This window comes from Roseivirga sp. YIW32 (assembly GCF_057219245.1).
In genome coordinates, this window is the sequence record NZ_JBXVVG010000002.1 from 956064 (window position 1) to 980530 (window position 24467).

The window sequence follows — 24467 nt, forward strand, 5'->3', positions numbered from 1 at the left end:
TTTCGTGCATGGACATCAACTTTATTGATCTACCAGCCACACGAGAACGGCTCAAGCCATTCACCTTTACCCGACCCATTGCCGAAATCCGAGTGGGCATATTGACCATCCGAGAGAAATGGCAACATTTTGGGTTTAATACAGGGCATAGCACGTCAAACTACCTCAGCACGAAATATCCTCCTTTAGTCGGAGCGCTGCAGATAAATGGGTCGGTGATTCCAAGCCAAGGATTGGTCTCGCGTATTCACGAGTTAAAGGCCAATGAAACCTTAGTGTGCAAGGGACAATTTCTTGCCGGGGACCCGGAAGGAGCCCCGGTCGAATTTCAGCAAGACCTGGCCAGTATTCAACAGACCTGGGATATTTTTGCCATGAATAGAGCCCAGATCATTGCAGATCTGGAGTTACTCAAACCAACCACACAATTCGTTCCGCTGACAGATCCGCATACCATCGTTTACGGTGAAGAAAATGTCTTTATAGAGGAAGGGGCACAGATCAAAGCGGCAATCATTGATGCCAGCGAAGGCCCGGTTTACATCGGGAAAAATGCACAGGTTCACCCTGGTGCCATCATTAACGGCGCATTTGCTCTATGTGAGGGCTCTCATGTGAATATGGGTGCGAAGATCAAAGGGGATACGACGGTAGGTCCATTTTGTAAAGTAGGTGGAGAGGTGAGTAATTCAGTTTTCTTTGGGTTCTCAAACAAAGGCCATGATGGGTTTGTGGGAAACTCCGTGATAGGGGAATGGTGCAACTTAGGAGCGGATACCAATACCTCTAACTTGAAGAATAATTACGCGGAGGTGAAACTTTGGGACTATGCCTCCGGACGATTTGCAAAGACGGGCCTACAATTCTGTGGGCTGATGATGGGCGATCATGCCAAGTGTGGCATCAATACCATGTTCAATACCGGAACTGTTGTAGGCGTTGGAGCCAATGTATTTGGTTCAGGCTTTCCCAGAAATTTTATTCCTTCCTTTTCATGGGGAGGAGCGGCCGGCCTGACCACCTTTCAACTCAATAAATTTGATGAAGTAGCCGAGGCGGTAATGAAAAGAAGAAGCAAAGCGTATGATGACCAAGAAGCGCGCATTATACGAGAGGTATTTGAGCAAACTGCTCAATATAGAATTTGGGAGAATAAAGCGTGAGGTTCTCAGATATACCCGGCTTAGCACCAATCAAGAAGAAATTGGTCGAATCTGTGCAACAGTCACACGTTGCTCATGCTCAACTTTTTGCCGGAAAAGAGGGATCGGCTGCCTTGCCCATGGCCTTGGCTTTTGCCACCTACCTCAATTGTGAAAATCCGGGAGAGGATGCATGCGGTGAATGCGGGCAGTGTCAAAAAAACGCCAAGTTTATACACCCTGACCTCAACTTTATCTTTCCTACAGCAGCAACAGCGAAATTGCCTAGAGATAAAGCATCGAGTGAGAGTTTCTTGAAGGAATGGAGAAGCTTTCTGATAGAAAAGTCCTTTGGCAACCTCAGCGATTGGTCGGCTCATTTTGGCTGGGAAAACAAACTCCTTTCCATTCCTACGCATGAAAAAATAGCCATAGGCAAGGCATTGTCTCTGAAAGCATTTGAAGGCAGGTACAAAGTGATGGTCATTTGGTTACCAGAAATGATGCACCAAAATACGGCCAATGGAATCCTAAAGATCTTAGAGGAACCACCCGCAAATACCATTTTCCTAATGGTCAGTAACGACCCTAATCGATTGTTGACTACCATTACATCCAGAACACAGAAGCTATTGGTGCCTGACTTCAATGATCAAGAAGTGATTGCTTTTCTGACGGATCAACGTGCCATAGAACCGGTACTGGCCCAACGCATTGCTTATTTTGCCGAAGGGAATCTTCGAAAGGCGCTCGCTTTGGCCGAGGGCTTTGACGACGATACCCAAGAAGTATTCAAAGATTGGTTTAGGCAGTGTTACACCTTTAGTTTTGAGGACTTGGTAAATCAGGCTGAAACCTTTCAGAAAAAGGGCAAGGAATTTCAACAAGAGTTGCTTCAAGCTGCAAGTCGCATTGTCCGTGAAGCATTGATTCATGGTGTACCAGTGACTGAATTGTCCAGAATGCCTGAAGAGGAGGCTCAATTCATTGAAAAATTCAGTCAGGTTTTTTCAGAAGATAAGGTGCGTCTAATTGCGCCTAAACTAGATGAGGCGCTGTATCACATCGAAAGAAATGCCAATCCAAAGATCCTCTTCCTTGATTTATCACTTTTCATTGCCCAAATTGCCAGAGCTTAACAACGCAAATGGCTAAAAAAATCTTAGTAATTGGCAGGCAAGATGTCATTGACCTGCCGGGTTTAGGTTTAGAAGAAATTGAAGCAAAAATTGATACGGGGGCATATACTTCTGCCATCAATTGTTCGCGTGTGAAGGTAACCACCTCGAACAATGTGAAGGAACTTACCTTTTATTTATCCGGCTCGAAAATTCATGAAAAGAGAGCTCGGAAATTTAAAACCACAGATTTTCGAAAACGAAAGATCAAGAGTTCCAACGGACAGATCGAAGAGCGTTATGTGATCAGAACAACTGCCGTGATATTTGGCAAACGTCATCGAATGGAGTTTTCCTTGTCTGATCGAAGTAAAATGAAGTTTCCCATTTTATTAGGCCGTAAGCTCTTAACTGGTCGTTACCTTGTGGACGTAAGCAAAAAGAATCTCTCATATAAAGAAAAAAGAAGAAATGCGAATAGCAGTACTGTCTAGAAATTCATCACTTTATTCCACCCGAAGACTTGTTGAAGCCATTGAGGCACGCGGCCATGAGGCATTAGTCATGGATCATTTGAGGTGTGACTTAGTTATCGAAGCCAAAGGTCCTGCTATTTATTATCAGGGGAAACAAGTGGTTGAAGTCGACGCAGTAATTCCCAGAATTGGGGCCAGCGTAACATTTTATGGTACTGCAGTGGTTAGGCAGTTCGAAATGATGAACGTGTTTACGACCACGGCATCACAGGCCATCGTTCGCTCGCGTGACAAACTGAGAAGCATGCAATTGTTGAGCGGGGCAGGGTTGCCTCTTCCAAAAACAGCCTTCACGAATTATTCAAAAGAGGAGAAAACTTTGATTGACCATGTTGGTGGCAGCCCGGTCATCATCAAGCTCTTAGAGGGAACCCAAGGTTTAGGTGTGGTGCTTGCTGAAACACGCAAAGCAGCGCAGTCTGTCATTGAAGCCTTTCATGGCCTTAAAGCCAGAATAATTGTGCAAGAATTCATCAAAGAAGCAAAGGCCTCCGACTTACGGGTCTTTGTCATCGACGGGAAGGTTGTTGGTGCCATGAAACGTACCGGAAAAGAAGGAGAATTTAGAAGCAATCTACACCGAGGCGGAAAAGCCGAATTGGTCAAACTAAATCGGAAGGAAAAATCTGCTGCAATCAAAGCAGCGGAAGCCATGGGCTTGGCGGTTGCGGGTGTTGATATGCTACAGTCTGAACGTGGACCTTTGATCTTGGAGGTGAATTCATCACCGGGTTTGGAGGGAATTGAGAAAGCCACGGGAGTAGACATTGCAGGCAAGATCATTGAACATATCGAAGCCAATCGTCCGAAAATGAGGGGCGTAAGGTCAAAGGTAAAGGCAGGATGAACATTAGGATCGGAACGAGGGGGAGTAAGCTTGCTTTATGGCAGGCACATCATGTGGCAGAAAAACTACACGATGCGGGCTTTAGTACCGAAATCATCACCATTGAGACAAAGGGCGATAAGGTGTTAGACGTCTCGATTGCCAAAATTGGCAGTAAGGGTGTTTTTACAGAAGAAATTGAGGCGCAGCTCGCTGCAGGAACGATCGATGTTGCTGTGCATAGTGCAAAGGACATGCAGTCCACTTTACCCAAAGGGTTTGAATTGATCGCCTTTATGAAGCGGGAATTGGCCAACGATGTGATCATCAGCGATGACGAGTCGGTCAGTTTGAACAAAGAAGGTATTATTTTAGGTACGTCTTCGACAAGAAGGGTAGCGACTTTGAAGGCCAAATATCCCCATGTGCAAACCGTGCCTGTTCGCGGAAACCTACAAACCCGCATTCGAAAAATGAGAGAAGGGGCATGCGATGCCCTCCATTTGGCGTACGCGGGCGTGCTTCGCATGGGATATGGCGATTTAGTTGTGCAGAAGCTTCCATTGAATGAGTTTATTCCTGCCGTTGGGCAAGGGAGTGTGGCGATTGAGGTTCACGATTCTTTGGCGCAAGAAAAAAGAGAACAGCTCAGGAAAATCCTGAATCATTCAAAAACCGAAAGCTGCATTAAAGCCGAAAGGTCTTTCTTGAAGACCATGGATGGAGGATGTAGTATTCCTGTTTTCTGTTTGGCTGAGCTGAAAGGAGATGTCATTTCCATGACCGGCGGCATTATCAGTTTAGATGGAAAAAAGACTGTCGTCCGAAGTAAAAAGGGAGTAACGGATAATCCATTAAAACTTGGGTTTGAATTGGCATCTGAAGTATTAATTTCAGGCGGTAAAGAAATTTTAGATTCGATAAAACAAGAAATCAATGAATAAAAGAGTATCAATTTTAGGCGTCATGGCTTTGTTAGTGATGGTCATGGCTTGTGGGGAAGGAAGTTCAACAAATGAATCAGCTGACTTGTCAGGAAACGATTATTTAGTCACCATCAAAACTGATCTGGGTGAAATGAAAGCCATTTTGTATGATCAAACGCCGAAGCACAAAGAGAACTTCATCAAACTTGCCAAGGAAGGTTTTTACGATAGTCTATTGTTTCACCGGGTCATCCAAGGGTTTATGATTCAAGGGGGAGATCCGAATTCAAAAAATGCCACACCAGAACAACCTTTGGGTAATGGCGGTCCTGGGTATACAGTACCTGCAGAATTCGTCTCTGAACTCTTTCATAAAAAAGGAGCACTGGCAGCTGCTCGATTAGGCGATGGACAAAATCCGGAAAAAGCTTCTAGTGGTAGTCAGTTTTATGTGGTACAAGGTCAAGTAGTTCCTGAAGACCAGTTGGCGTACGATCAACAAAAAATTGGACAAGCGCTTCAAAAGTGCATGACCCAAATGGCCGATAGCGAACTGGCTCAATCATTGAATGAAGTACGGATGTCAGGTGATCAGCAAGCATTTGTTGACAAAGTTTACGACTCTATTGACGAACTGGCGGAACTTACAGAGATCGACCTTTCGTCTTCCTTCACACCCGAAGAGATAAAGGCTTATTCTACCATTGGTGGTACACCCGCCCTCGATGACGAGTATACCGTTTTCGGTGAGGTGATCGCTGGCATTGAAGTGATTGATAACATCGCTGCCGTACAGACAATGCCTCGCGATCGTCCAATGGAAGATGTGAGAATGTACATTTCTGTGGAAGAACTACCGAAGGCAGAAATCGCTGAGAAATACGGCTACAGGTATTAAGCATGAGAAGCTTTTTTCTTTTGAGCCTGATGGCCTGTCTGGGATTTGAATGCCTGGCATTTCAAAAACCATCGAAAAAGGATTACTTGATTACCATTGAGACCAGTCTCGGTGAGATGAAAGCAATTCTTTTTGAAGACACTCCTCTGCATAGAGAAAATTTCCTTCAGCTCATTGAGAAAGAATTTTACGATAGCTTGCTATTTCATCGGGTCATCAACGCCTTCATGATTCAAGGGGGCGATCCGGAATCGAAAGGCGCTTCTCCCGAGCAGCGGTTAGGGAATGGTGGTCCCGGCTATCGCGTGGACGCAGAGTTTAGGGCAACACATTTTCATCAAAAAGGAGCGATTGCTGCAGCTAGGCAAGGCGACCGCATGAATCCGGAAAAGAAATCCAGTGGGAGCCAGTTCTATATCGTTCAGGGAAAACCTGTTGCACCACAAGAATTGGCCATGATGCAGCGCAATCAGTTACGGACAATTTCTGAATGGTCATCAACTCACGCAGAACACCCTTTAGTCGTGGAAATCAGAAAGACTTATGAAGAAAAAGGGACTGCCGCCGTTGAAGCATTCATTCAACAGAACATTCATCAGTTCGAAGAGGCCATGGGAAGTATTTTTAATTTTCCGGCAGAAAGGGATAGCATTTATGCTGAGCTTGGTGGTACCCCGCACCTCGACGGCCAATACACGGTATTTGGTCAGGTGATCGACGGTTTGGAGGTGATCGACAGAATTGCCGCCGTGGAAACGTCGCAAAGAGATCGACCGAAGGAGGACGTTGTCATGGTCATTTCGGCGAAAAGAATGCGCAAGAAGAAAATCACGAAAAGCTATGGGTTTGTTTATGAAGATTAGGTTGGTTTTAGTCACAATGCTCACACTCTTCGTCATGTCAGCTTGTACAGAGGAGAAAGAGGAGTTGGTGGTCATCGAAACTCCTTATGGCAAGATGACGGCCATACTTTTTGATGACACACCGGTGCATAAAAAGAACTTTTTAGAGCTGGCAAATGAAGGGAGTTATGATAGTGTATTGTTCCACCGCGTTATCGAGGATTTCATGATTCAAACGGGCGATTTGTCAACCGGTGTGGCACAGGAAGCAGCAGACTATACCTTGCCTGCAGAGTTTGTGCCCGAAAAATACATCCATAAAAAGGGAGCCCTTGCCGCAGCAAGAGTTGGAGATGCAAGAAACCCGGAAAAAAGGTCCAGTGGTTCGCAGTTTTACATCGTCGATGGGACCACTTTCGACGAAGAGGGGCTAGCTGCACGAGCACAAAGAAGACAGTACCTAAAGCTCTATGGATTTTTTGATAGAATGCTCAAGTCCAAACGCTTTCCAGAACTCACGGAGAAGTATTATTACCACGTCAACCGACTCGAAGAGGATTCCACCTATGATTTCAATACTGCTCAAGAAAATTTGATCTTTCAGTCTTTGCCGGTTATCGAAAAGGAATTTGGCCCACAGCCTGACCCGGGATATGAAAATTGGGCTAAAACAATTTATGCAAATGAAGGTGGAGCCCCTCATTTAGATGGTGAATACACCGTCTTTGGTCAGGTAATCGATGGTCTCGATGTGATCGACCGCATAGCGACTATGGAGACTGATGAGCGAGATCGACCAACCACTGAGATTCGAATGAATGTCAAAGTGATTAAAATGACTAAAGCCGAGATAGAGCAACAATTCGGGTACAATTTTTAACTTCATTCACATGAAAATTTTACTAACAGGATCGAATGGATTGCTCGGCCAAAAGCTAGTGAAGCTTATTCTTGACAATGGGGAAGATGAACTAGTTGCCACTGCAAGAGGCGAGAATAGACTTCCGATTGCGTCGGAGTGCTTCCGTTCCTTGGATGTAACGAATGAAACAGAGGTGTTCGATGTCATGCGAGCGGAAAAGCCCGATGTCGTGATTCATACCGCAGCCATGACCAATGTTGATCAGTGTGAAACCGAGCAAGAGGCATGTTGGCAACTCAATGTTGATGCTGTTGCGCATCTGATAAAGGCCTGTGAACATGTAGGTGCTTATTTACTGCACCTTTCGACAGATTTTATTTTTGATGGAGAAGAAGGACCCTATGATGAAGAAGGGATTCCCAATCCGGTGAGCTACTATGGGGAAAGCAAATTAGCAGCCGAAAAGTTACTCTTGGACAGCAAGATCAAATATGGCATTGCCCGTACTGTGTTGGTTTATGGTATTGCCCATGACATGAGCAGAAGTAACATCATTTTATGGGTGAAGGGTAGCTTAGAAGCGGGTAAAGAGATCAAGGTGGTCGATGATCAGTTGCGAAGCCCAACCTTGGCAGAAGATTTGGCCATTGGATGCTACTTAATGGCAAAGCAAAAGGCACAGGGGATCTTTAATATCAGTGGAAAAGACTTGCTGACACCTTATGACATGGCGCTTAAAACGGCTGCCTATTTTAACCTTGATACCTCAAATATGCAACGCGCTGATGCCTCTACATTTACGCAAACGGCTAAGCGTCCTCCAAGAACAGGTTTTTCCATAGAAAAAGCCCGAAAAGAGCTAGGCTACGAGCCCCGCTCTTTTGAAGAAGGTATTGCCATCGTTGCGGATCAGGTAAAGTCCTAATACTATCTAGACAATGAACAGGTCTGAATTAAGCAGTTTCGCCGGTTTCAGGGTCTTCATCTTTATCTGCTCTTAAGGCGATCACCAAGAAAGTTAAAAACCCTCCTAGCGTAATGCTTAAGCATATGACCATTCCAATGATTGCTTCTTGACTCATTTTTTCACGAATTTTTTGTAAAACCATCCATTAAAGACGACTGCGATAAGTAGGGCAACTGCCCATTGCGTTACTATGGTTGCATTACTGAAACGGTCAAAGAAGTTCCAGTTTCCATCAGCGTCGAACCAAGGGTAATCGCTATAGCCTTGATCCATCCACCAGTAGGTTAAAAATATACCCGCAAAGAAGATGAAGGCCATCATGGCGGCGAAGTAATATTTAGAGACCTTGAAGTCAGAGTTCTCATCAATGAATTCTCGCTTGAACTTTAAAGGGCCATATTTCAAGACCAAGAACGCAATGAAGATGCCACTGACCAACAAGCCAACCCCCCAAACCCAATCTTGATTTTCAAAAATATCTAAACTCCAAGCGGAGGGAAAACCAATGATAAAGCAGGCAGCTCCCGTGATCCACGCGGCTCTTTTCTTATTGATGTTGTAATCGGTCAAATTCTTAATGATCAATTGCATCATGGGAAGAATTGAACTAAAAGCTGCCATGGCAAAGGCACCAAAGAAGATCCATGACAAGAAAGGACCTCCTGGCATTTGTGCAAACAGCTGAGGTAAAATGGTAAATACCAAGGCGGTATTGCCACCATGCAGAAAATCGATCGCTTCGGCTGGTGTAGCCGCCATGGCAAAAACAGCTGGGAGAATGGCCATTGCGGCTAAAAGGGCTGCGGTATTGTTACCAAAAGCACCTAAAAAAGTGTTTAAGGTCACGTCTTCTTTGGTACGTGAAAAGGATCCAATGGTGATCATCAAGCCCCAGCCAGCACCTGTGCTCCATGCAGAATCCGTAATGGCCTCAATCCAAATGGTTGGATTTTTGAACTTCTCCATGTCGATGGTGAATAAATACTCAAGACCTTCAACTCCACCAGGCATCTGAATGGCGAAAGCCGAGACCACCATCAATAGGATGAAGAGAGTGGGGATAAGGATCTTATTGGTTTTCTCTAAGCCCTTTTTAATGCCTTTACCCAATACCCAAATGGCAACCACAATGGTAAACATGTAGCAGAGCACGGCTTCCCAACTTTCATTGGATAAGCCTGCCCAGAATTCGTCCATGAAATTCACATTGGGATCTGCAAATTTGGCGTTCAATGAACCGTCACCGAAGACGTAATTGACCAGGTTTTTTGTATTCAAAAGGAAATAACGTAATGACCACCCGGTCACAACGGAATAGTAAAAAGCAATGCCCATCGTCACTAGTGTAAGGAAGGTGCCCATCCAGTTGAATTTCTTTCCTGCTAGGCTTCCTAATGCACCAAATGTGCCTTTCCGATAGTGTTTACCGATGGCCAGCTCCGCCATGAGCAAGGGAATAGACCAGATCACCAGGAAAAACATCCATAAAATGATGAATGTTCCTCCGTATTCTCCTGCAATCCGTGGAAAGCGCCAGAGGTTTCCTGCACCAATGGCCATGCCCAAGGCAGCGAGAATGATTCCCCATCGATTACTAAATTCTTCCTTTTTCTCAGCCATATACTAGTTACTTAGTGTAAGTCAGATTGTTTTCTTTTCGTAATTGGTAGGAAAACTAAGCTATTTGATCAGAAACTCAAGAAGTCTTATGTGAAAGCCACCGAGTATTCATTAATTCTGCTATAAATTGTAAGTTTAGTGCCATGCCCAAAGACCAGTCCCATTTCTTTCATGACGTATACGAGGTAGTGAAGCTTATTCCAAAAGGAAGGGTAACTAGCTATGGCGCTATTGCGAATTACCTGGGTACCAAAGGGAGTGCACGCATGGTGGGTTGGGCCATGAATGCTTCGCATGGAGATGCAAGTATTCCGGCACATCGGGTGGTCAATCGTCAAGGACTTTTAACCGGTAAACATCATTTTGCCACGCCCAGCATGATGCAGGAACGTCTGGAAGCTGAAGGCGTAACAATAATGAAAGACAAAGTACAGGATTTTGATCGCTGCTTTTGGGACCCTGCCAAGGAGCTGGCACTCTAATCCTGTTATATTTGCGCAGCAAAGTTGATTTATGGAAGCACTCATGACTTCAGAAGGGTTCATTGCCCTCCTGACCCTTACATTTTTAGAGATCGTCCTTGGAGTAGATAACATCATTTTTATTTCCATAATTTCGAATCGATTACCTCAACATCAACATCGTTTGGCAAGGAACCTGGGCCTTACCTTAGCATTGGTGATGCGTATTATGCTCTTGCTCGGGATTAGCTGGATCATTGGGTTTACAGAGCCCCTTTTCTCGGTTTTTGAGCATGAGGTAAGTATCAAAGACATTATTCTCATTGTCGGAGGGCTATTCCTAATCGGTAAAAGCACAACGGAAATTCATGAGTCGCTAGAAATTGAAGAAGAGGATGAAAAAGACGCCGTAAAAGTCACCCTCGGGAAGGTGATTTTACAAATCGTGGCCTTGGATATGGTGTTCTCATTTGACTCAATTTTGACTGCCATTGGCCTAACAACGGAGGTGATGATCATGATCATCGCGGTTACTATTGCCATGTTTGTGATGATGAGCTTTGCTGGTAAAATCAGCGACTTCATCAACAGACATCCTTCACTTCAAATGTTGGCAATGTCCTTTTTGATCTTGATCGGTTTTATGTTGGTCTTAGAAGGGATAGGAGAGCATATTGCCAAGGGCTACATTTATTTCGCAGTATTCTTTTCTCTGGCGGTAGAGATGCTGAACATGAAGCGAAGAAAAAACCAGCGTGCCGTGCGTTTGAAAAAGCGGATTCGTTAAGTCTGTTTTGACGGTCGTTCGGTTAGTTTTTTCTTGAGATCAGGTACAATCCGATAAACGTAAGCAGTCCATTCAAAGCCAACACAAAGAAGCCAAACCATCCATTGGCCAGTTGTTCAATACCATATGAAAGTACAGGTACGATCAGGCAGACAATAAGTACATACTTATCCCTGATCTTACGTTGTGTCAGAAGGCCGAAAGAAAATAGACCCAAAATAGGTCCATAGGTATACCCGGCTGCTGTAAAGATCGAATTGATCACACTGGTATCGTTGATCGCATTGAAAATTAGAATCACCAGAAAAAGCAAAAGGGAAAAACCAAGGTGCACACGAATCCGAGTCTTTCTTTTTTCGCTTTCTTCTTTATCCTTAAAATCCAAAAAGTCCACACAAAAAGAAGTGGTCAAGGCGGTAAGGGCAGAGTCTGCACTAGAATATGCGGCAGCAATAATGCCGAGAAGGAAGACGACGCCTGCTGCTGTACCCAAATGATCCAGGGCAATGCTTGGAAAAAGTAAATCCGTTCGTTCCGGGATGCTTATGCCTTTCTCTGCAGCGAAAAGATAAAGTAAGGCACCCATGCTTAAAAACAGGATATTGGCAAATATCAAAACGAAGCTGAACCAGAAGACATTCTTTTGGGCATCTTTTAAGGTTTTACAGGTCAGGTTCTTTTGCATCATGTCCTGATCAAGTCCGGTCATGACAATGGCGATCAATGCGCCTGAAATGAATTGTTTTGGAAAGAAGCGTGTGTTTCCCCATTCAAAATTGAAGGTTGTGGAAAGTTCATTGCTCCGGATTTGATCGACTGCTTCTGAAAGCGTCCAACCCAGTTCTTTAGTGATCAAAACGATGGTTACCACTACGGCCGTCAGCATAAAGAAGGTTTGAAGTGTGTCGGTCCACACAATGGTTTTAATTCCCCCTTTGAACGTGTAGATCCAGATCAACACAATGGTCACCATCACCGCTACCCAAAACGGGATGTCGTAGGCGTCAAAAATTGCTGTTTGCAAGACCAGAGCGACTAAAAAAAGCCGAAACGAGGCACCGATCACTCGACTAAGCAGGAAAAAGGCGGAGCCTGTCTTGTATGACCAGATGCCAAAGCGTTCTTCCAAATAACCATAAATGGTGACCAAATTCAGGCGATAATAAAGGGGCATGAGTACAGTGGCGATCACAAAATACCCCAGCAAATAGCCAAGGACCACCTGGAAGTAATAGAAAAAACTATTGCCTACTTCTCCGGGCACCGAAATGAAGGTAACGCCTGAAAGAGAGGCCCCGATCATTCCGAAAGCAACCAGGTACCAAGGGCTTTTACGATTGGCTGTAAAGAAGGTTTGTGTATCAGCACCCCTTGAGGTGAATTGTGCAACAAGGATCAGCAGTAAGAAATACCCGGCGACAAGGCCGATGACCAATTCAGGACTCATGCGATAAAGTTATCAGTTATTAGTGAAAGTTGATCGGAGAAATGGAAATCAGTAGTTGTTATTCGGAAAGAGGGCGAGGTACGACCAAAAAATCTACCTGCCGGTTTCTCATTCGAAAAGTGAAGACTCTTCACTGCACTGCGTTTCGCTCAGAGAGACGACAAAAGTGAAATCCTCGGAACAGTCAATGCCTGCCGTTAGTTATGCTTCTGAAAGTTTGATATTTTTGTAAAAAATTAGGTGATGCGATTGAGTTATCAAGAACAAGAAGCGGTAGAAGTACTAGAGAAGGAAGTAGTTGATGACCTGTGTGATCTTGTTGTTTTCAATGACGATGTCAACACGTTCGAACATGTGATCAATACCCTAATGAAGGTCTGTAACCACAGCATTGAACAGGCCGAACAATGTACACTTTTAATTCACTACAAAGGAAAATGTACAGTAAAACAAGGTACCTTTGATGAATTAAGACCCATGTGTGAGAACATATTGTCCGTGGGCATTACAGCCACGGTCATGTAACCTGAATTCTATTGAAATTCCCTCCAAAGCACGTAGAAGCCGCCATCGAAGAAATCTCCAAGCTTCCGGGTATTGGCAAAAAAACCGCCCTTCGGCTCGTTCTTCATTTACTCAAACAAGAGACGAAGGTATCGGCCGATCTAGCAGAGTCCATTGTTCGCTTGCGCGAGGAGGTGAAATATTGCACTACTTGTCATATCATTTCCGATACCACCGATTGTACCTGTAAAACCATCAAGCGAGACTTAAGCGTAATTTGTGTAGTACAAGATACACCCGATGTCATTGCCATTGAGAATACTCACCAATACAAAGGATTATACCATGTGCTGGGTGGCTTGATCTCACCTATTGAAGGCATAGGGCCGGAAGACATTCATGTTGCCTCATTAATAAATCGGGTGAAAAATAGCGAGCCTCAAATAGAAGAAGTAATATTGGCCTTGAGTTCGACTATGGAAGGCGATACAACGGCTTTTTATCTCACCAGAAAACTCAAGGAGTTCAACATAAAAGTGACTTCGATCGCTCGCGGAATTCCAATTGGAGGTGAGTTAGAATATGCTGATGAATTGACTCTTGGGCGCAGCATCATAACAAGAACCATTTACGAATAGCAGAATGAATATCCTTTCTGATAGAATCATCAACATGGCTGAGTCGGCTACATTGGCCATGGCAGCCAAATCCAGAGAATACAAGGCCAAAGGCATCGATGTGATCAGCCTGAGCTTGGGTGAGCCTGATTTTAAAACGCCTCAACATATTCAAGAAGGGGCGAAGGCCGCCATCGACGAAGGGAAGTACTTTGCCTATCCACCGGTAAATGGTTATGCCGATCTAAGAGAAGCGATCTCAGAGAAGTTCAAAAAAGAGAATGGGCTGGACTATGGGCCCGAGCAGATCGTTGTATCGAATGGCGCGAAACAGTCACTGTCAAATATCTTTCAATCCATTTTGAATAGTGGTGATGAGGTGATCGTTTTTTCTCCCTTTTGGGTGAGTTATTCAGCTCAAATCGAATTGGCTGGTGGCACGCCGGTTTACTTGAAAGGGGGCATCGAACATGACTTCAAAGTAACTGCGACTCAGGTTAAAGAGGCCATCACTCCGAAAACCAAGGCGATCATTTTCTCCTCTCCCTGTAATCCAACAGGTTCCGTATTTACGAAAGAGGAATTGGACGAAATTGCCGCAGTCGTTTTGGCCCATGAGGGAATCGTTGTGGTTTCCGACGAGATCTACGAACACATCAACTTTACCGGTCAGCATGCCAGCATTGGGGCGGTTCCGGGTATGATCGAACGAACAGTAACGGTCAATGGAATGGCAAAAGGGTTTGCCATGACCGGCTGGCGGGTAGGTTATATTGGGGCTCCGTTGTGGTTGGCAAAGGCCTGTACGAAAATTCAAGGCCAATTCACCTCTGCCAATTGCTCCATCGCACAACGTGCTGCGCTAACGGCATTGACCACCGATCTGGGACCTACGCGTGAAATGACCAAAGAGTATTTAAGACGAAGAACCTTGGTCAAGGAATTGCTCGATGACATCCCTGGCTTTAAGACCAATCTTCCACAAGGGGCTTTTTATTTTTTTCCTGATGTGAGTGCTTATTTTGGCAAGTCCATTGAGGGGAGAACCATCAATGATGCAAGTGACTTATGCCTGTATCTATTGGAAGAGGCGCATGTTTCAGTAGTGACGGGAGAAGCCTTTGGTGACCCGAACTGCATTAGACTTTCGTATGCAGCCTCTGAAGAACAGTTGAGGAAAGCGATCGAGCAGCTTAAAGAAGCTCTATTAAAATTAGCATAATGACATTTTCAGATTCAAAAGCACTATTCGATGCCATTGCCAAGCTCAAGGTTTTGGTGATCGGTGACGTAATGGTGGATTCTTACATTTGGGGTAAAGTAAGTCGTATCTCGCCTGAAGCGCCTGTGCCGGTTGTGTTGGCAGAACGCAAGGAAAAGAGGCTTGGCGGTGCCGCAAACGTCGCCTTGAATGTCCAAGCCTTGGGAGCTACGCCAATTCCCTGTGCCATTGTAGGTGATGATGCGGATGGAGAGTTCTTTTTGAATCGTTTGAATGAAAGAGGTATCCCAAGCAAAGGGGTGATCACGAGTAGAGAACGTGTGACGACAGTGAAGGAAAGGGTTCTTTCCGGTGCTCACCAATTGCTTCGTGTCGATTCTGAAACAGACAAAGCAATGAGTCCGATTGAGCAAAAGGCCATGCTAGCACATATCCAAAAGTTATTGCCTGAAGTAGATGTGGTGGTCTTTGAGGATTATGACAAAGGGGTGCTGAATCAGGAAGTGATCGCACATACCATTGCAGAGGCCAACAAGCTAGGAATTCCAACTGTAGTGGACCCCAAAAAGAGGAATTTCATGGATTACAAAGGAGCTACCTTGTTCAAACCCAATTTGAAGGAGCTTCGAGAAGGCATGAAATTGGACGTTGATCCAACCGATATTGTTTCCGTGAGGTCGGCTTCTTTGGCTCTTCAAGAGGCATTGGCTTGCCAAATGGTCATGGTGACCTTATCAGAACATGGCGTTTATATCAAAGACAATGGCGATTCGCATCTAATCCCAGCACATGTTCGTCAGATCTCTGATGTTTCAGGAGCAGGAGATACGGTCATTAGTGTAGTGGCCTGTGGGCTGGCCGCAGGGCTTGAAGCCAAGAAGACTGCCGCTTTGGCCAACTTGGCAGGTGGATTGGTCTGTGAACATGTAGGAGTTGTTCCTATTGACAAGCAAGAACTGATCAAGGAAATGGAAGAAGAAAACATGCTTGCCTAATGCCCTTTATAGCGCTCAAGGATATTGCCCAAAACGAATTATTGCCCGGCTTTTCGGTGCGCTTCGTCCATACTGAACGAATGACGTTGGCCTACTGGACCATCAAAGCGGGGGCGGTGCTCCCTGAACATGCCCATCCTCATGAACAAGTGGCGGCTCAGGTGATGACTGGAGAATTTGAATTGACCTTAGATGGAGAGTCCAAACGTTTAAAGAAGGGCGATGTAGCCGTTATTCCATCAAATATGGTCCACTCGGGAAAGGCAATTACGGATTGTGAAATGCTGGATGTGTTTAACCCAGTTCGAGAAGACTATTTGTAATTCTAAGCACTAATTTTTCGCTTTTATGAATGAACACATTCACAAAGCTACTACTGAACCGTCGCCTACAGATAATTTGTAATACAGCGATTCTCCTATTGTTTACATACTCTTGGTGGGCTTATAAGGGACTTGATCCCTTGGCCGATAATTTTGAGACGAAAGAACAACTCTTTCGCATTGCGCTAATCATGCAATCTATCCTTGTTTTGGCAGCACTCATCAACTTTTATTTCCTGTTTTTCCGTCCGGAAAGGTTCAAGAAAATGACAGCTGAAGTCGAATACATTGTGTATTCCCGATTTCACACGACGAACCTTGACGAACTCACAAGTTCAACGCCAACGTTTTTTAGCGTCCAATCAATGGTTTATACCACCGCTGCTCTCAATTTGGCACTGTACTCTTTAACCGTTTTAATGAATACTTTCACCTTTTCCGGATCGGTATCAGGATACACCCCATGTCCTAAGTTGGCAATATGTCGCGACGTCCCAAAAGCGTCGAGCATCTGCTTGGTGGTTTGTTCTACTTCTTTGTCCGTTCCGTACAAGGCACACGGATCGAGGTTGCCTTGAAGCGTTTTTTGCTCTCCGATCAGTCGCCTGGATTCTGCAATGTTCATGTTCCAATCCAGACCAATGGTTTCACAGTTAAGGTGTCGCATTTCGTTTCTTGCGAAAAAGGCTCCTTTTGCAAATACGGTTACGGGTACTTCATCAATGGCATCACATATTTGAGTAATGTATTTCAAGGAGTATCGCGTAAAATGTGCAGGCGATAGGATGCCAGCCCAAGAATCAAAAACCTGGACAATGTCCGCTCCGGCGGCTATTTGTGCTTTGAGGTAAGCAATGGTAGAATCCGTGATCATTTGTAACAGCTGATCGGCCATTAAAGGATCGTTGTAGAGCATTCTCCTTGCGTTGGAAAAGGTCTTGCTTCCACCACCTTCTATCATGTAGGCAAAAATGGTCCAAGGCGCACCGGCAAATCCGATCAAGGGTACACGACCATTGAGCGCTTTTTTGGTGATCTTGATCGCATCCAAGACATAGCCCAGGTCACTTTCGACTTCAGCCACTTTAAGCTTGTTCAAGTCTGCTTCAGACTTGACCACATTTGGAAAACGCGGACCGATCTTTTCAACCATTTCATAAGGTAAGCCCATGGCCTCAGGAATAACCAAAATGTCGGAGAAGATAATGGCGGCATCAACCCCAAGAATGTCAACAGGCTGCAAAGTCACTTCGGCTGCTAACTCCGGTGTTTGTGCCAATTCAATGAATCCACTCAGTTTATTGCGCACTGCTCGATATTCTGGCAATATTCTCCCGGCTTGTCTCATAAGCCAAACCGGTGTTCTTTCTACGGATTCCCCTTTAGCTGCACGGATCAACAGATCATTTTGTAATTCCATGCGGCAAAGATAAGCATAAAGCTTACCCGCCAAATCATTTCGATGGAGTTCAATCGTTTGCAGCATTGTTATACATTTGCATCAAACTTGAACGGCATGAGCATTTTGTTTGAATCCTTTGAAGGCTGGAAGAAATATTGTGAAGCGCATGACATGGCTCTCTATGAACCTGTAATTGAATACGAGGTCACCCAAAAGGAACGACATGAAGAAGCCATATGGGCCGGACTCGGACAGGCGTATCAGGTGATGAAGGAAGCTGTTCAGACAGGCTTGACCGAGGAGATGACCTCTCGATCAGGTATGATCAACAATGGAGCAAAAAGAGTATACAACTATCCGGTACCTGTATTGTCAAAAGAATTTCAAACCCTGATCTCACGTGCTCTTGCTGCAAAAGAAGTGAACTCGTGCATGGGGCGTGTGGTAGCAGCACCAACAGCAGGTGCCTCTGGAATTATTCCCGGAGTAATGGTGACGCTGCAGGAGCTTCATGACCTGCCTGACCGTAGCATCATGGAAGGTTTGCTAGTGGCTGCTGGAATTGCCTTGATCATGGAAAAGCGTGCGTCAATAGCGGGAGCAGTTGGCGGTTGCCAAGCCGAAACAGGAAGTGCAGCAGCCATGGCTTCAGGAGCAATGGTCTATTGTTTAGGAGGCTCAATCGATCAGGTCTTTAATGCCGTTGGCATCACTGTGCAATGTATGTTGGGATTGATCTGTGATCCGGTGGCGGGTTTGGTGGAGGTCCCTTGCGTGGTACGTAATGCAAGTGCCGCTGCCATAGCCAACTCTTCCGCCCAAATTGCACTAGCCGATGTAAGTGCCGTGATTCCGGTCGATGAATGTGTAGAAGCCATGGGAGAAGTTGGTCAAAGCATGGAAACAAGGTATAAGGAGACAGCTTTAGGAGGACTAGCCGCAACCACTACTGGTCAAGCCATCTCAAAAAGGGTGTTGATCCAAGACATTGAGATGTTACCGGACGAAGATGAGGATTAGGATAAAACCTTTGTTTTTCAAGCCTTAATCATTCCGGAATCGGACAAGCCCTAGGTCCACAAGCCATTCGACAGAGAAGGTCCAAATAGTGGCCCACATCAATCCGAAAATAAGCATGTAGAGAAACACTTGTTTTCTCGGCGCCCCAACGGTCGCTACCAAGAATGCCCCTCCGGGTGGTGACAGGACTAACGGTGTGAGGAAACAGACACCGATGATGCCATATCTTCTCCACAGTCTAACCATTCTACGCGTTTTAGGACTGAATTTTTTGGGCTTTTTGATAAAAATCGGAAGAACATGTTCTTTAATGCGCTCTCCCAGAAAGTTGAAAATAACGACACTGGTCATCAGTCCGGCTACTGTGATCACGATGATTTCCCAACTTTTCATTCCTGCTGCAGGGCCCAAAAGCGGTGGAAGGATGGACTTGAGACAAGCCAATAAGAAAATGCCTAGGTATGTCAGTACTTCCTCCATCATTACCTGATCAAAAAGTAAATGTAGAACGCGTAAAATAATAGCAGCAGGATGCCCGAAGGTTTACCTAGCTTTTTACGAATGAGCATCAATGGCAAGATCCCAAAGGTCAAGCCGAGCATCCAGATCAGGTCCGAATTGATGATGCTTGGATTCACAGGCAAGGGGTGAACCATACTGGTGATGCCGATGATGGATAAAATATTGAAGATGTTGGAGCCAAGCAGATTACCAAGAGCAAGGTCTGTTTCTCCTTTTCTCGCAGCAATGACGGAAGTGAAAAGCTCGGGAAGACTTGTGCCTAATGCCAAGACAGTGAGTCCGACCACACGTTCAGAAATACCAAACGTTAGCGCAATGTCACGTGCACCATTGATGAACCATTCACTCCCAAAATAAAGGCAGACCCCTCCAAAGAGAAGTAGGCCAAAATCTTTGACTTTTTCTGTTGTGGTATTGGCTGATTTGTCAATTTCAAAATCCAGTTTGACCTGTTCTTTGCGTGTAGTGTGTAGCAACTGGTACAGATAAAGAATAAGTAGGCTGAAAAGGATCAATCCCTCAATGCTTGTCAGTTTTTTATCATAACAGAACCAAAATAAGAGTAATGAGGAGACCATGGTGATCACCCAATCGCGAGAGGCTGTTTTTCGGTTGATCGGGATAAATCCGAATAAACAAGCAGCTCCCAAAACCAAGGATAAATTGGATATGTTGGAACCCACAACATTCCCGATCGACAAATCAGGGGCTTCTTCAAAAGCGGCGGTAAGGCTGACCAACAATTCAGGAGCAGATGTGCCGAAGGCAACAATGGTTAGACCTACGACCATGGGCTGAATGTTGAACCTAAGGGCTAACTTTGAAGAGCCCTTGACCAACACATCACCACCCAATATCAAGGCCCCTAGACCCACTAGTAATAAAATGATGTTAAGCGTCATTCACTATATTTTTCTCCCAAAGGACAAATCTCCCGCATCACCCAAGCCTGGGATAATAAAGTACTGATCGTTCAATTCCTTATCCTTTGCACATGTCCAAAGCGTGAACGGAATGGAAATGTTTTGCTTCAAGTAGTCTATTCCCTCTGGTGCTGAGACTAAACAGGCAAAATCTACTTTTGCGGGCATTCCTTTTTGTAATAAATTATCAACGGTTTTCACCATACTCTTACCGGTGGCCAACATGGGGTCAACTATGATCACTCGTTTATCGCTGATGTCGGGTATGGCGATGTAGCTAAGGTCTATTTCCAGTTGGTTTGACTCTTTTCGCATGGCACCGATCATGCCGACCTCAGCCTGGGGGAGGGTGTCCAGGAAACCATCTGCCATCGGCATGGCAGCGCGTAAAATAGAGATCACCACAATTTCCTCATTCAGTTGCCACTCCTTTGCTATGCCTAGCGATGTATTTACTTCGGTGGGTTCATAGTCAAATGACTTCGATAACTCGAAAGCCATTAGTCTGCCGATTTTCCTCAAGTTCTCGCGAAAGCGAGCGGGGTCCTGTTGAAGGCGCTGATCTCGAAGAGCGATCAACAAAGGGCTTATGGCACTGCCTTTATTGGTTAGAATGTGCAGCTTTTGCATGAATCGCAAGATAGACTATTCTGCGGTTTTCTCCTGAACAATGGAAGACTCCATTAACTTTGCGAAAAAGTTATGCAATGGATCTTAGTTTGTTAAAAACGCTGTGTGGAATTCATGCGCCAAGTGGTCATGAGGTTAGAATGAAGGAGTTTATTCTTTCCTATGTGGAGGAGCATGCGAGCGATTGGAAGGTTCAGCCGGAGGTAATCCATGGAGAGGCCTTTCAAGACTGTCTCATCCTCAAGTTTGGCAAGCCGCGAACGGCTGTGTTTGCACACATGGACGGCATAGGGTTTACCGTTCGCTACCACAACCAGCTCGTGCCAATAGGAGGCCCAGTTGCAGAAACGGGGTATCGCTTGGTTGGGGAAGATAAACTAGGTCCAATCGCGTGCGAACTGCAGGAAGATGATGGCAATTTGACCTACAAGTTCGGTAGAGCCATTGAAAGAGGAACTGAACTGGTGTTCGAACGAAATTTCAGAGAAACAGAGCACTATGTGCAATCTTGCTACCTAGACAACCGATTGGGCGTCTGGAATGCACTCAAACTGGCAGAAACTGTTACAGACGGAGTGTTAGTATTCAGCTGTTGGGAAGAACATGGTGGAGGTTCAGTGCCCTACCTGGCGAAATACATCTATGAAAAATGGGCTGTTCGACAAGCCATCGTGTCGGACATTACCTGGATCACAGAAGGAGTGGTACACGGTGAAGGAGTCGCCATCTCAATGCGCGATCGCAACATTCCAAGAAGAGCCTTTGTTGAGCGCATTATTCAAATTACCCAAGAAGCAAAAATTCCTTTTCAACTTGAGGTGGAAGGCGCTGGATCGAGTGATGGCCGAGAGTTGCAGTTGAGTCCTTATCCGTTTGACTGGTGTTTTGTGGGGGCTCCTGAAGATAATGTGCATAGTCCAGATGAAATCGTACACAAAGCAGATATTTTGGCTATGTTAGCACTTTATCAGGAACTCATGCATAAACTTTAGGGCGTTTACTTTTTCAGAATGTCGAATTCAATCCGAACAAAAGTCAACGAGCAGGACTTTGAACTGCTCATTTCAGAAGAGGAGATCAAGAAAAGGGTAGCTTCAGTAGCAGATCAGATCAATCAAGATTACCAAGGGACCAACCCCCTTTTTATCGGGGTATTGAACGGGTCGTTTATTTTTGCCGCCGATCTCTTTCGAGAGATCACGATACCTTCAGAGATCTCGTTCATTCGAATGGCCTCCTATGAAGGCACTACCAGCTCCGGAAAGATCAAGCAAATTTTGGGTTTAAGTGATAATATTTTTCAGCGTGACATCATTATTATTGAAGACATCATTGACTCGGGATTAACCATGGAAAAGATCCTCGAGCACTTCAATGAGCGAGGTGCTCGCTCGGTAGAGGTCTGCAGTTTGTTAGTGAAACCCGGCAACATGAAGCATACGGTTCCGATCAAATACAAGTGCTTTGAAATTTCTGATCAATTCGTTGTAGGCTATGGCTTAGATTATGACGGTCATGGACGCAACCTGAAAGATATATTTCAACTTCCTGCCGACTAAGGATTATGCTTATATTTGTCGCTTGATTAACAACATCGTTCTATGAACAACATTGTATTATTTGGCCCTCCTGGTGCGGGGAAAGGAACGCAGAGTGAGAACATCATCAAGAATTATGGGCTAAAACACATTTCAACAGGAGATCTTTTTAGAAAACACCTGGGCGAGGGTACGGAACTCGGCAAGAAAGCCCAAGGCTTTATGGACAATGGCAAGCTTGTGCCTGACGAAGTGGTGATCGGTATGGTAGATGACTTTCTAAATGCCAATACGGATGCCAAAGGATTTATTTTTGACGGCTTCCCAAGAACCGTTGCACAAGCCGAGGCATTGGACCAGTTACTCCAAAAGCATGATACCCAGATCAATTGCATGGTCATGCTCGATGTCCCTGAGAAAGAATTGATCAAACGAATCCTTGAAAGAGGAAAAACATCTGGCCGTGCTGATGATCAAAATGAAGAAAAGATCAATACGAGGATTCAAGAATACCTGAACAAGACATTGCCGGTTGCTGCTTTTTATGAGAAGCAAAACAAAGCCGCGAAAATAAATGGAGTTGGTACTATCGACGAGATTTTTGACTCCATAAAAACTGAAATTGATCACCATCTTTAATTAACAGAATGGCCTTCGGGTCATTTTTTGCTTATGGCAGGATCCAATTTTATCGATCACGTAAGACTCTATTGCCGTTCTGGAAATGGCGGGGCTGGTGCTGTACATTTCAGAAGAGAGAAGCACGTGCCCAAAGGGGGGCCTGACGGAGGTGATGGTGGTCGAGGCGGCCATGTGATCTTACGAGGAAATAGCCAATTGTGGACCCTGCTTCATCTCCGCTACAAAAAGCACATTTTCGCCGAAAACGGGGAAGGCGGATCTGGACACGGCAGTTCGGGTTCAGATGGGCAAGACATGATCATTGAAGTGCCCTTAGGCACGGTGGCAAAATATGAAGATGCGACTGAGGTTGCTGCCGAGATCACGGAAGAAGGACAAGAAGTGGTGCTCCTAAAGGGAGGTAGAGGTGGTTTAGGCAACCAGCATTTTAAAACCGCAACCAACCAAACGCCACGATTCGCACAACCCGGAGAGGAAGGACAAGAACAGCTTTGCATTCTAGAATTGAAGTTGCTCGCTGACATAGGGTTGGTCGGCTTTCCGAATGCAGGTAAGTCCACCTTACTCTCGGTATTGTCGGCTGCCAAACCCGAGATCGCAGATTATCCCTTCACCACCTTGGTGCCTAATTTGGGTGTGGTACCTTATCGCGATCATCGGTCGTTTGTGATGGCGGATATTCCAGGGATCATTGAAGGAGCGGCAGAAGGGAAAGGACTTGGTCTTCGCTTTTTACGCCATATCGAACGGAATTCGATCTTATTGTTCATGGTGCCTGCCGATGCAGAAAGCATCAAAAAAGAATATGAGGTGCTCTTAAATGAACTCACCAAGTATAGTCCAGAATTACTCGACAAGACCAGGTTACTGGCCGTGACAAAATGCGACATGCTGGATAACGAACTTATGGAAGAAATGCAGGCCGACCTTCCAGAAGGAGTGGACTGTTCATTCATTTCTTCGGTAGCACAAACAGGGCTGCAAGAATTAAAGGATAAGATCTGGTCCCTGATTACAAAAGAAATATAAGTCTGTCAATATGACACATAATTGCGCTTGGCAATATAATTGCGCAAGGGCACATGGTTTTTGAAATAGTCAAAATGGCAAAGAAGAAAGATCAAAGAGAGGAAGTAGCTGAAAAAGAAGCAAAGGTTGCCGCAGAAGAACAAGAGGTTCAAGAGGGAGCAACTGAGGAATTAAAGGACGAGCTTGAAGATTCTACGGAGGAGGCTGAAGAAAAGCTTACCGCCGAAGAACAACTTGAAAAAGACTTGGCAGAAGCGAAGGACAAATACCTCCGGCTCTATTCTGAGTTCGAAAACTTTAGGCGAAGAAATGCAAAAGAGCGTATCGATCTGGTAAAGACCGCCTCTGCTGACTTGATGACGGAATTACTGCCGACAATCGATGATTTTGATCGGGCAATTCAGGCCAATGAGAAGCAAGAAGACATTGAGGCGATCAAGGAAGGGTTCACACTCATCAGTAATAAAATGATGAGGACGCTTGCTACGAAGGGCCTAAAAGTGATGGAAACGCCAAAGGGAACAGCATTTGATGCCGAACTACACGAGGCCGTGACACAATTCCCTGGTGATGAAGAGTTGAAAGGGAAGATCATCGATACAGTAGAAAAAGGATACTACTTAGGAGAAAAAGTAATTCGCTTTGCGAAAGTTGTGATAGGAGCTTAA

The 24467-nt window shown here is 45.1% G+C and carries 29 protein-coding genes; 22 read left to right on the forward strand and 7 right to left on the reverse strand.

The features are described from left to right. Nucleotides 1-8: 8 nt before the first annotated feature. Genes AC2D6U_RS12960 through AC2D6U_RS13000 form a run of 9 tightly spaced genes read left to right on the forward strand, consistent with a single transcriptional unit; the run spans nucleotide 9 to nucleotide 8075 of the window. Entirely contained in the window at nucleotides 9-1163 is a 1155-nt protein-coding gene (locus tag AC2D6U_RS12960) for a GlmU family protein (RefSeq protein ID WP_484721775.1), read from the forward strand. After that, entirely contained in the window at nucleotides 1160-2281 is a 1122-nt protein-coding gene (locus AC2D6U_RS12965) for a DNA polymerase III subunit (protein ID WP_484721413.1), read from the forward strand. The genes AC2D6U_RS12960 and AC2D6U_RS12965 overlap by 4 nt, the downstream gene beginning before the upstream one ends. 8 nt (nucleotides 2282-2289) lie before the next feature. Continuing rightward, nucleotides 2290-2754 (forward strand): ATP-dependent zinc protease family protein, encoded by a 465-nt coding sequence (locus AC2D6U_RS12970; RefSeq protein WP_484721414.1) that lies wholly within the window; start codon nucleotides 2290-2292, stop codon nucleotides 2752-2754. Beyond that, on the forward strand, nucleotides 2732-3643 hold the full coding sequence (rimK, locus tag AC2D6U_RS12975) for a 30S ribosomal protein S6--L-glutamate ligase (protein WP_484721415.1): 912 nt from the start codon (nucleotides 2732-2734) through the stop codon (nucleotides 3641-3643). The genes AC2D6U_RS12970 and rimK overlap by 23 nt, the downstream gene beginning before the upstream one ends. Beyond that, on the forward strand, nucleotides 3640-4566 hold the full coding sequence (gene hemC / locus AC2D6U_RS12980) for a hydroxymethylbilane synthase (RefSeq protein WP_484721416.1): 927 nt from the start codon (nucleotides 3640-3642) through the stop codon (nucleotides 4564-4566). Before rimK ends, hemC begins: the two co-directional genes overlap by 4 nt. Then, nucleotides 4559-5446, forward strand: coding sequence for a peptidylprolyl isomerase (locus AC2D6U_RS12985; protein ID WP_484721417.1), 888 nt, complete (start codon nucleotides 4559-4561; stop codon nucleotides 5444-5446). The genes hemC and AC2D6U_RS12985 overlap by 8 nt, the downstream gene beginning before the upstream one ends. Before the next feature lie 2 nt (nucleotides 5447-5448). Beyond that, nucleotides 5449-6309: a peptidylprolyl isomerase gene (locus AC2D6U_RS12990; RefSeq protein ID WP_484721418.1), complete on the forward strand. Its 861-nt coding sequence runs from the start codon at nucleotides 5449-5451 to the stop codon at nucleotides 6307-6309. A 16-nt stretch (nucleotides 6310-6325) separates the two neighbouring features. Next, the gene (locus AC2D6U_RS12995; RefSeq protein ID WP_484721419.1) at nucleotides 6326-7168 is read left to right on the forward strand and encodes a peptidylprolyl isomerase; all 843 of its coding nucleotides are present in this window, start codon (nucleotides 6326-6328) and stop codon (nucleotides 7166-7168) included. Nucleotides 7169-7178: 10 nt separating this feature from the next. Continuing rightward, nucleotides 7179-8075 carry an SDR family oxidoreductase gene (locus tag AC2D6U_RS13000; RefSeq protein WP_484721420.1) on the forward strand — a complete coding sequence of 299 codons (897 nt, stop codon included), beginning with the start codon at nucleotides 7179-7181 and terminating at the stop codon, nucleotides 8073-8075. 28 nt (nucleotides 8076-8103) lie between these two features. Here the strand turns inward: AC2D6U_RS13000 and AC2D6U_RS13005 are convergent, their stop codons facing one another. Then, nucleotides 8104-8232: a hypothetical protein gene (locus tag AC2D6U_RS13005; RefSeq protein ID WP_484721421.1), complete on the reverse strand. Its 129-nt coding sequence runs from the start codon at nucleotides 8230-8232 to the stop codon at nucleotides 8104-8106. Beyond that, the gene (locus tag AC2D6U_RS13010; RefSeq protein WP_484721422.1) at nucleotides 8229-9737 is read right to left on the reverse strand and encodes a sodium-dependent transporter; all 1509 of its coding nucleotides are present in this window, start codon (nucleotides 9735-9737) and stop codon (nucleotides 8229-8231) included. Before AC2D6U_RS13010 ends, AC2D6U_RS13005 begins: the two co-directional genes overlap by 4 nt. 143 nt (nucleotides 9738-9880) lie before the next feature. Between AC2D6U_RS13010 and AC2D6U_RS13015 the strand changes: the two genes are divergently transcribed. Next, the gene (locus AC2D6U_RS13015; RefSeq protein ID WP_484721423.1) at nucleotides 9881-10219 is read left to right on the forward strand and encodes an MGMT family protein; all 339 of its coding nucleotides are present in this window, start codon (nucleotides 9881-9883) and stop codon (nucleotides 10217-10219) included. 31 nt (nucleotides 10220-10250) lie between these two features. After that, entirely contained in the window at nucleotides 10251-10985 is a 735-nt protein-coding gene (locus AC2D6U_RS13020; protein WP_484721424.1) for a TerC family protein, read from the forward strand. A 22-nt stretch (nucleotides 10986-11007) separates the two neighbouring features. On the opposite strand, the gene AC2D6U_RS13025 is transcribed toward AC2D6U_RS13020, so the two are convergent. Then, a complete protein-coding gene (locus AC2D6U_RS13025; RefSeq protein ID WP_484721425.1) occupies nucleotides 11008-12432 on the reverse strand; it encodes a sodium:solute symporter in 1425 nt (474 codons plus the stop codon). Between the two features lie 243 nt (nucleotides 12433-12675). Between AC2D6U_RS13025 and AC2D6U_RS13030 the strand changes: the two genes are divergently transcribed. From AC2D6U_RS13030 to AC2D6U_RS13050, 5 genes are read left to right on the forward strand one after another with little or no spacing between them, the layout of a single operon-like run. Beyond that, nucleotides 12676-12957 (forward strand): ATP-dependent Clp protease adaptor ClpS, encoded by a 282-nt coding sequence (locus AC2D6U_RS13030; RefSeq protein WP_484721426.1) that lies wholly within the window; start codon nucleotides 12676-12678, stop codon nucleotides 12955-12957. An 11-nt stretch (nucleotides 12958-12968) separates the two neighbouring features. Then, on the forward strand, nucleotides 12969-13574 hold the full coding sequence (gene recR / locus AC2D6U_RS13035) for a recombination mediator RecR (RefSeq protein WP_484721427.1): 606 nt from the start codon (nucleotides 12969-12971) through the stop codon (nucleotides 13572-13574). A 4-nt stretch (nucleotides 13575-13578) separates the two neighbouring features. Then, a complete protein-coding gene (locus AC2D6U_RS13040) occupies nucleotides 13579-14775 on the forward strand; it encodes a pyridoxal phosphate-dependent aminotransferase (RefSeq protein WP_484721428.1) in 1197 nt (398 codons plus the stop codon). Beyond that, nucleotides 14775-15770, forward strand: coding sequence for a bifunctional heptose 7-phosphate kinase/heptose 1-phosphate adenyltransferase (locus tag AC2D6U_RS13045; protein WP_484721429.1), 996 nt, complete (start codon nucleotides 14775-14777; stop codon nucleotides 15768-15770). Before AC2D6U_RS13040 ends, AC2D6U_RS13045 begins: the two co-directional genes overlap by 1 nt. Beyond that, nucleotides 15770-16093, forward strand: a complete 324-nt coding sequence (locus AC2D6U_RS13050) for a cupin domain-containing protein (RefSeq protein WP_484721430.1) — start codon at nucleotides 15770-15772, stop codon at nucleotides 16091-16093. Before AC2D6U_RS13045 ends, AC2D6U_RS13050 begins: the two co-directional genes overlap by 1 nt. Before the next feature lie 370 nt (nucleotides 16094-16463). On the opposite strand, the gene hemE is transcribed toward AC2D6U_RS13050, so the two are convergent. Then, nucleotides 16464-17513: a uroporphyrinogen decarboxylase gene (hemE, locus tag AC2D6U_RS13055; RefSeq protein ID WP_484721776.1), complete on the reverse strand. Its 1050-nt coding sequence runs from the start codon at nucleotides 17511-17513 to the stop codon at nucleotides 16464-16466. Between the two features lie 96 nt (nucleotides 17514-17609). Here hemE and sdaAA point away from each other — a divergent pair, with 96 nt between their 5' ends. After that, nucleotides 17610-18515 (forward strand): L-serine ammonia-lyase, iron-sulfur-dependent, subunit alpha, encoded by a 906-nt coding sequence (sdaAA, locus tag AC2D6U_RS13060; protein ID WP_484721431.1) that lies wholly within the window; start codon nucleotides 17610-17612, stop codon nucleotides 18513-18515. 24 nt (nucleotides 18516-18539) lie between these two features. Here the strand turns inward: sdaAA and AC2D6U_RS13065 are convergent, their stop codons facing one another. Genes AC2D6U_RS13065 through upp form a run of 3 tightly spaced genes read right to left on the reverse strand, consistent with a single transcriptional unit; the run spans nucleotide 18540 to nucleotide 20590 of the window. Continuing rightward, on the reverse strand, nucleotides 18540-18998 hold the full coding sequence (locus tag AC2D6U_RS13065) for a hypothetical protein (RefSeq protein WP_484721432.1): 459 nt from the start codon (nucleotides 18996-18998) through the stop codon (nucleotides 18540-18542). Beyond that, complete coding sequence (locus AC2D6U_RS13070; RefSeq protein ID WP_484721433.1) at nucleotides 18998-19939, reverse strand: calcium/sodium antiporter; 942 nt, start codon at nucleotides 19937-19939, stop codon at nucleotides 18998-19000. The genes AC2D6U_RS13065 and AC2D6U_RS13070 overlap by 1 nt, the downstream gene beginning before the upstream one ends. A 3-nt stretch (nucleotides 19940-19942) precedes the next feature. Next, entirely contained in the window at nucleotides 19943-20590 is a 648-nt protein-coding gene (upp, locus tag AC2D6U_RS13075; RefSeq protein ID WP_484721434.1) for a uracil phosphoribosyltransferase, read from the reverse strand. A gap of 77 nt (nucleotides 20591-20667) precedes the next feature. On the opposite strand from upp, the gene AC2D6U_RS13080 reads away from it, so the two are divergent. The 5 genes from AC2D6U_RS13080 to AC2D6U_RS13100 all read left to right on the forward strand — a co-directional run bounded on the left by AC2D6U_RS13080 (nucleotide 20668) and on the right by AC2D6U_RS13100 (nucleotide 24467). Continuing rightward, a complete protein-coding gene (locus AC2D6U_RS13080) occupies nucleotides 20668-21582 on the forward strand; it encodes a zinc-binding metallopeptidase family protein (RefSeq protein WP_484721435.1) in 915 nt (304 codons plus the stop codon). 18 nt (nucleotides 21583-21600) lie between these two features. Continuing rightward, nucleotides 21601-22149 (forward strand): hypoxanthine phosphoribosyltransferase, encoded by a 549-nt coding sequence (gene hpt / locus AC2D6U_RS13085; protein WP_484721436.1) that lies wholly within the window; start codon nucleotides 21601-21603, stop codon nucleotides 22147-22149. A 42-nt stretch (nucleotides 22150-22191) separates the two neighbouring features. Then, a complete protein-coding gene (locus AC2D6U_RS13090; protein ID WP_484721437.1) occupies nucleotides 22192-22767 on the forward strand; it encodes an adenylate kinase in 576 nt (191 codons plus the stop codon). 33 nt (nucleotides 22768-22800) lie between these two features. Further along, a complete protein-coding gene (gene obgE / locus AC2D6U_RS13095; protein ID WP_484721438.1) occupies nucleotides 22801-23799 on the forward strand; it encodes a GTPase ObgE in 999 nt (332 codons plus the stop codon). 74 nt (nucleotides 23800-23873) lie between these two features. After that, complete coding sequence (locus tag AC2D6U_RS13100; RefSeq protein ID WP_484721439.1) at nucleotides 23874-24467, forward strand: nucleotide exchange factor GrpE; 594 nt, start codon at nucleotides 23874-23876, stop codon at nucleotides 24465-24467.

What these genes read in the sequence shown, in the direction of transcription:
- AC2D6U_RS12960 (WP_484721775.1), top strand. Translation starts at nt 9, where the DNA reads ATGGACATCAACTTTATTGATCTACCAGCCACACGAGAACGGCTCAAG.
- AC2D6U_RS12970 (WP_484721414.1), top strand. Translation starts at nt 2,290, where the DNA reads ATGGCTAAAAAAATCTTAGTAATTGGCAGGCAAGATGTCATTGACCTG.
- rimK (WP_484721415.1), top strand. Translation starts at nt 2,732, where the DNA reads ATGCGAATAGCAGTACTGTCTAGAAATTCATCACTTTATTCCACCCGA.
- hemC (WP_484721416.1), top strand. Translation starts at nt 3,640, where the DNA reads ATGAACATTAGGATCGGAACGAGGGGGAGTAAGCTTGCTTTATGGCAG.
- AC2D6U_RS12985 (WP_484721417.1), top strand. Translation starts at nt 4,559, where the DNA reads ATGAATAAAAGAGTATCAATTTTAGGCGTCATGGCTTTGTTAGTGATG.
- AC2D6U_RS12990 (WP_484721418.1), top strand. Translation starts at nt 5,449, where the DNA reads ATGAGAAGCTTTTTTCTTTTGAGCCTGATGGCCTGTCTGGGATTTGAA.
- AC2D6U_RS12995 (WP_484721419.1), top strand. Translation starts at nt 6,326, where the DNA reads ATGCTCACACTCTTCGTCATGTCAGCTTGTACAGAGGAGAAAGAGGAG.
- AC2D6U_RS13000 (WP_484721420.1), top strand. Translation starts at nt 7,179, where the DNA reads ATGAAAATTTTACTAACAGGATCGAATGGATTGCTCGGCCAAAAGCTA.
- AC2D6U_RS13005 (WP_484721421.1), bottom strand. Translation starts at nt 8,232, where the DNA reads ATGAGTCAAGAAGCAATCATTGGAATGGTCATATGCTTAAGCATTACG.
- AC2D6U_RS13010 (WP_484721422.1), bottom strand. Translation starts at nt 9,737, where the DNA reads ATGGCTGAGAAAAAGGAAGAATTTAGTAATCGATGGGGAATCATTCTC.
- AC2D6U_RS13015 (WP_484721423.1), top strand. Translation starts at nt 9,881, where the DNA reads ATGCCCAAAGACCAGTCCCATTTCTTTCATGACGTATACGAGGTAGTG.
- AC2D6U_RS13020 (WP_484721424.1), top strand. Translation starts at nt 10,251, where the DNA reads ATGGAAGCACTCATGACTTCAGAAGGGTTCATTGCCCTCCTGACCCTT.
- AC2D6U_RS13025 (WP_484721425.1), bottom strand. Translation starts at nt 12,432, where the DNA reads ATGAGTCCTGAATTGGTCATCGGCCTTGTCGCCGGGTATTTCTTACTG.
- AC2D6U_RS13030 (WP_484721426.1), top strand. Translation starts at nt 12,676, where the DNA reads ATGCGATTGAGTTATCAAGAACAAGAAGCGGTAGAAGTACTAGAGAAG.
- AC2D6U_RS13040 (WP_484721428.1), top strand. Translation starts at nt 13,579, where the DNA reads ATGAATATCCTTTCTGATAGAATCATCAACATGGCTGAGTCGGCTACA.
- AC2D6U_RS13045 (WP_484721429.1), top strand. Translation starts at nt 14,775, where the DNA reads ATGACATTTTCAGATTCAAAAGCACTATTCGATGCCATTGCCAAGCTC.
- AC2D6U_RS13050 (WP_484721430.1), top strand. Translation starts at nt 15,770, where the DNA reads ATGCCCTTTATAGCGCTCAAGGATATTGCCCAAAACGAATTATTGCCC.
- hemE (WP_484721776.1), bottom strand. Translation starts at nt 17,513, where the DNA reads ATGGAATTACAAAATGATCTGTTGATCCGTGCAGCTAAAGGGGAATCC.
- sdaAA (WP_484721431.1), top strand. Translation starts at nt 17,610, where the DNA reads ATGAGCATTTTGTTTGAATCCTTTGAAGGCTGGAAGAAATATTGTGAA.
- AC2D6U_RS13065 (WP_484721432.1), bottom strand. Translation starts at nt 18,998, where the DNA reads ATGATGGAGGAAGTACTGACATACCTAGGCATTTTCTTATTGGCTTGT.
- AC2D6U_RS13070 (WP_484721433.1), bottom strand. Translation starts at nt 19,939, where the DNA reads ATGACGCTTAACATCATTTTATTACTAGTGGGTCTAGGGGCCTTGATA.
- upp (WP_484721434.1), bottom strand. Translation starts at nt 20,590, where the DNA reads ATGCAAAAGCTGCACATTCTAACCAATAAAGGCAGTGCCATAAGCCCT.
- AC2D6U_RS13080 (WP_484721435.1), top strand. Translation starts at nt 20,668, where the DNA reads ATGGATCTTAGTTTGTTAAAAACGCTGTGTGGAATTCATGCGCCAAGT.
- hpt (WP_484721436.1), top strand. Translation starts at nt 21,601, where the DNA reads ATGTCGAATTCAATCCGAACAAAAGTCAACGAGCAGGACTTTGAACTG.
- AC2D6U_RS13090 (WP_484721437.1), top strand. Translation starts at nt 22,192, where the DNA reads ATGAACAACATTGTATTATTTGGCCCTCCTGGTGCGGGGAAAGGAACG.
- obgE (WP_484721438.1), top strand. Translation starts at nt 22,801, where the DNA reads ATGGCAGGATCCAATTTTATCGATCACGTAAGACTCTATTGCCGTTCT.
- AC2D6U_RS13100 (WP_484721439.1), top strand. Translation starts at nt 23,874, where the DNA reads ATGGCAAAGAAGAAAGATCAAAGAGAGGAAGTAGCTGAAAAAGAAGCA.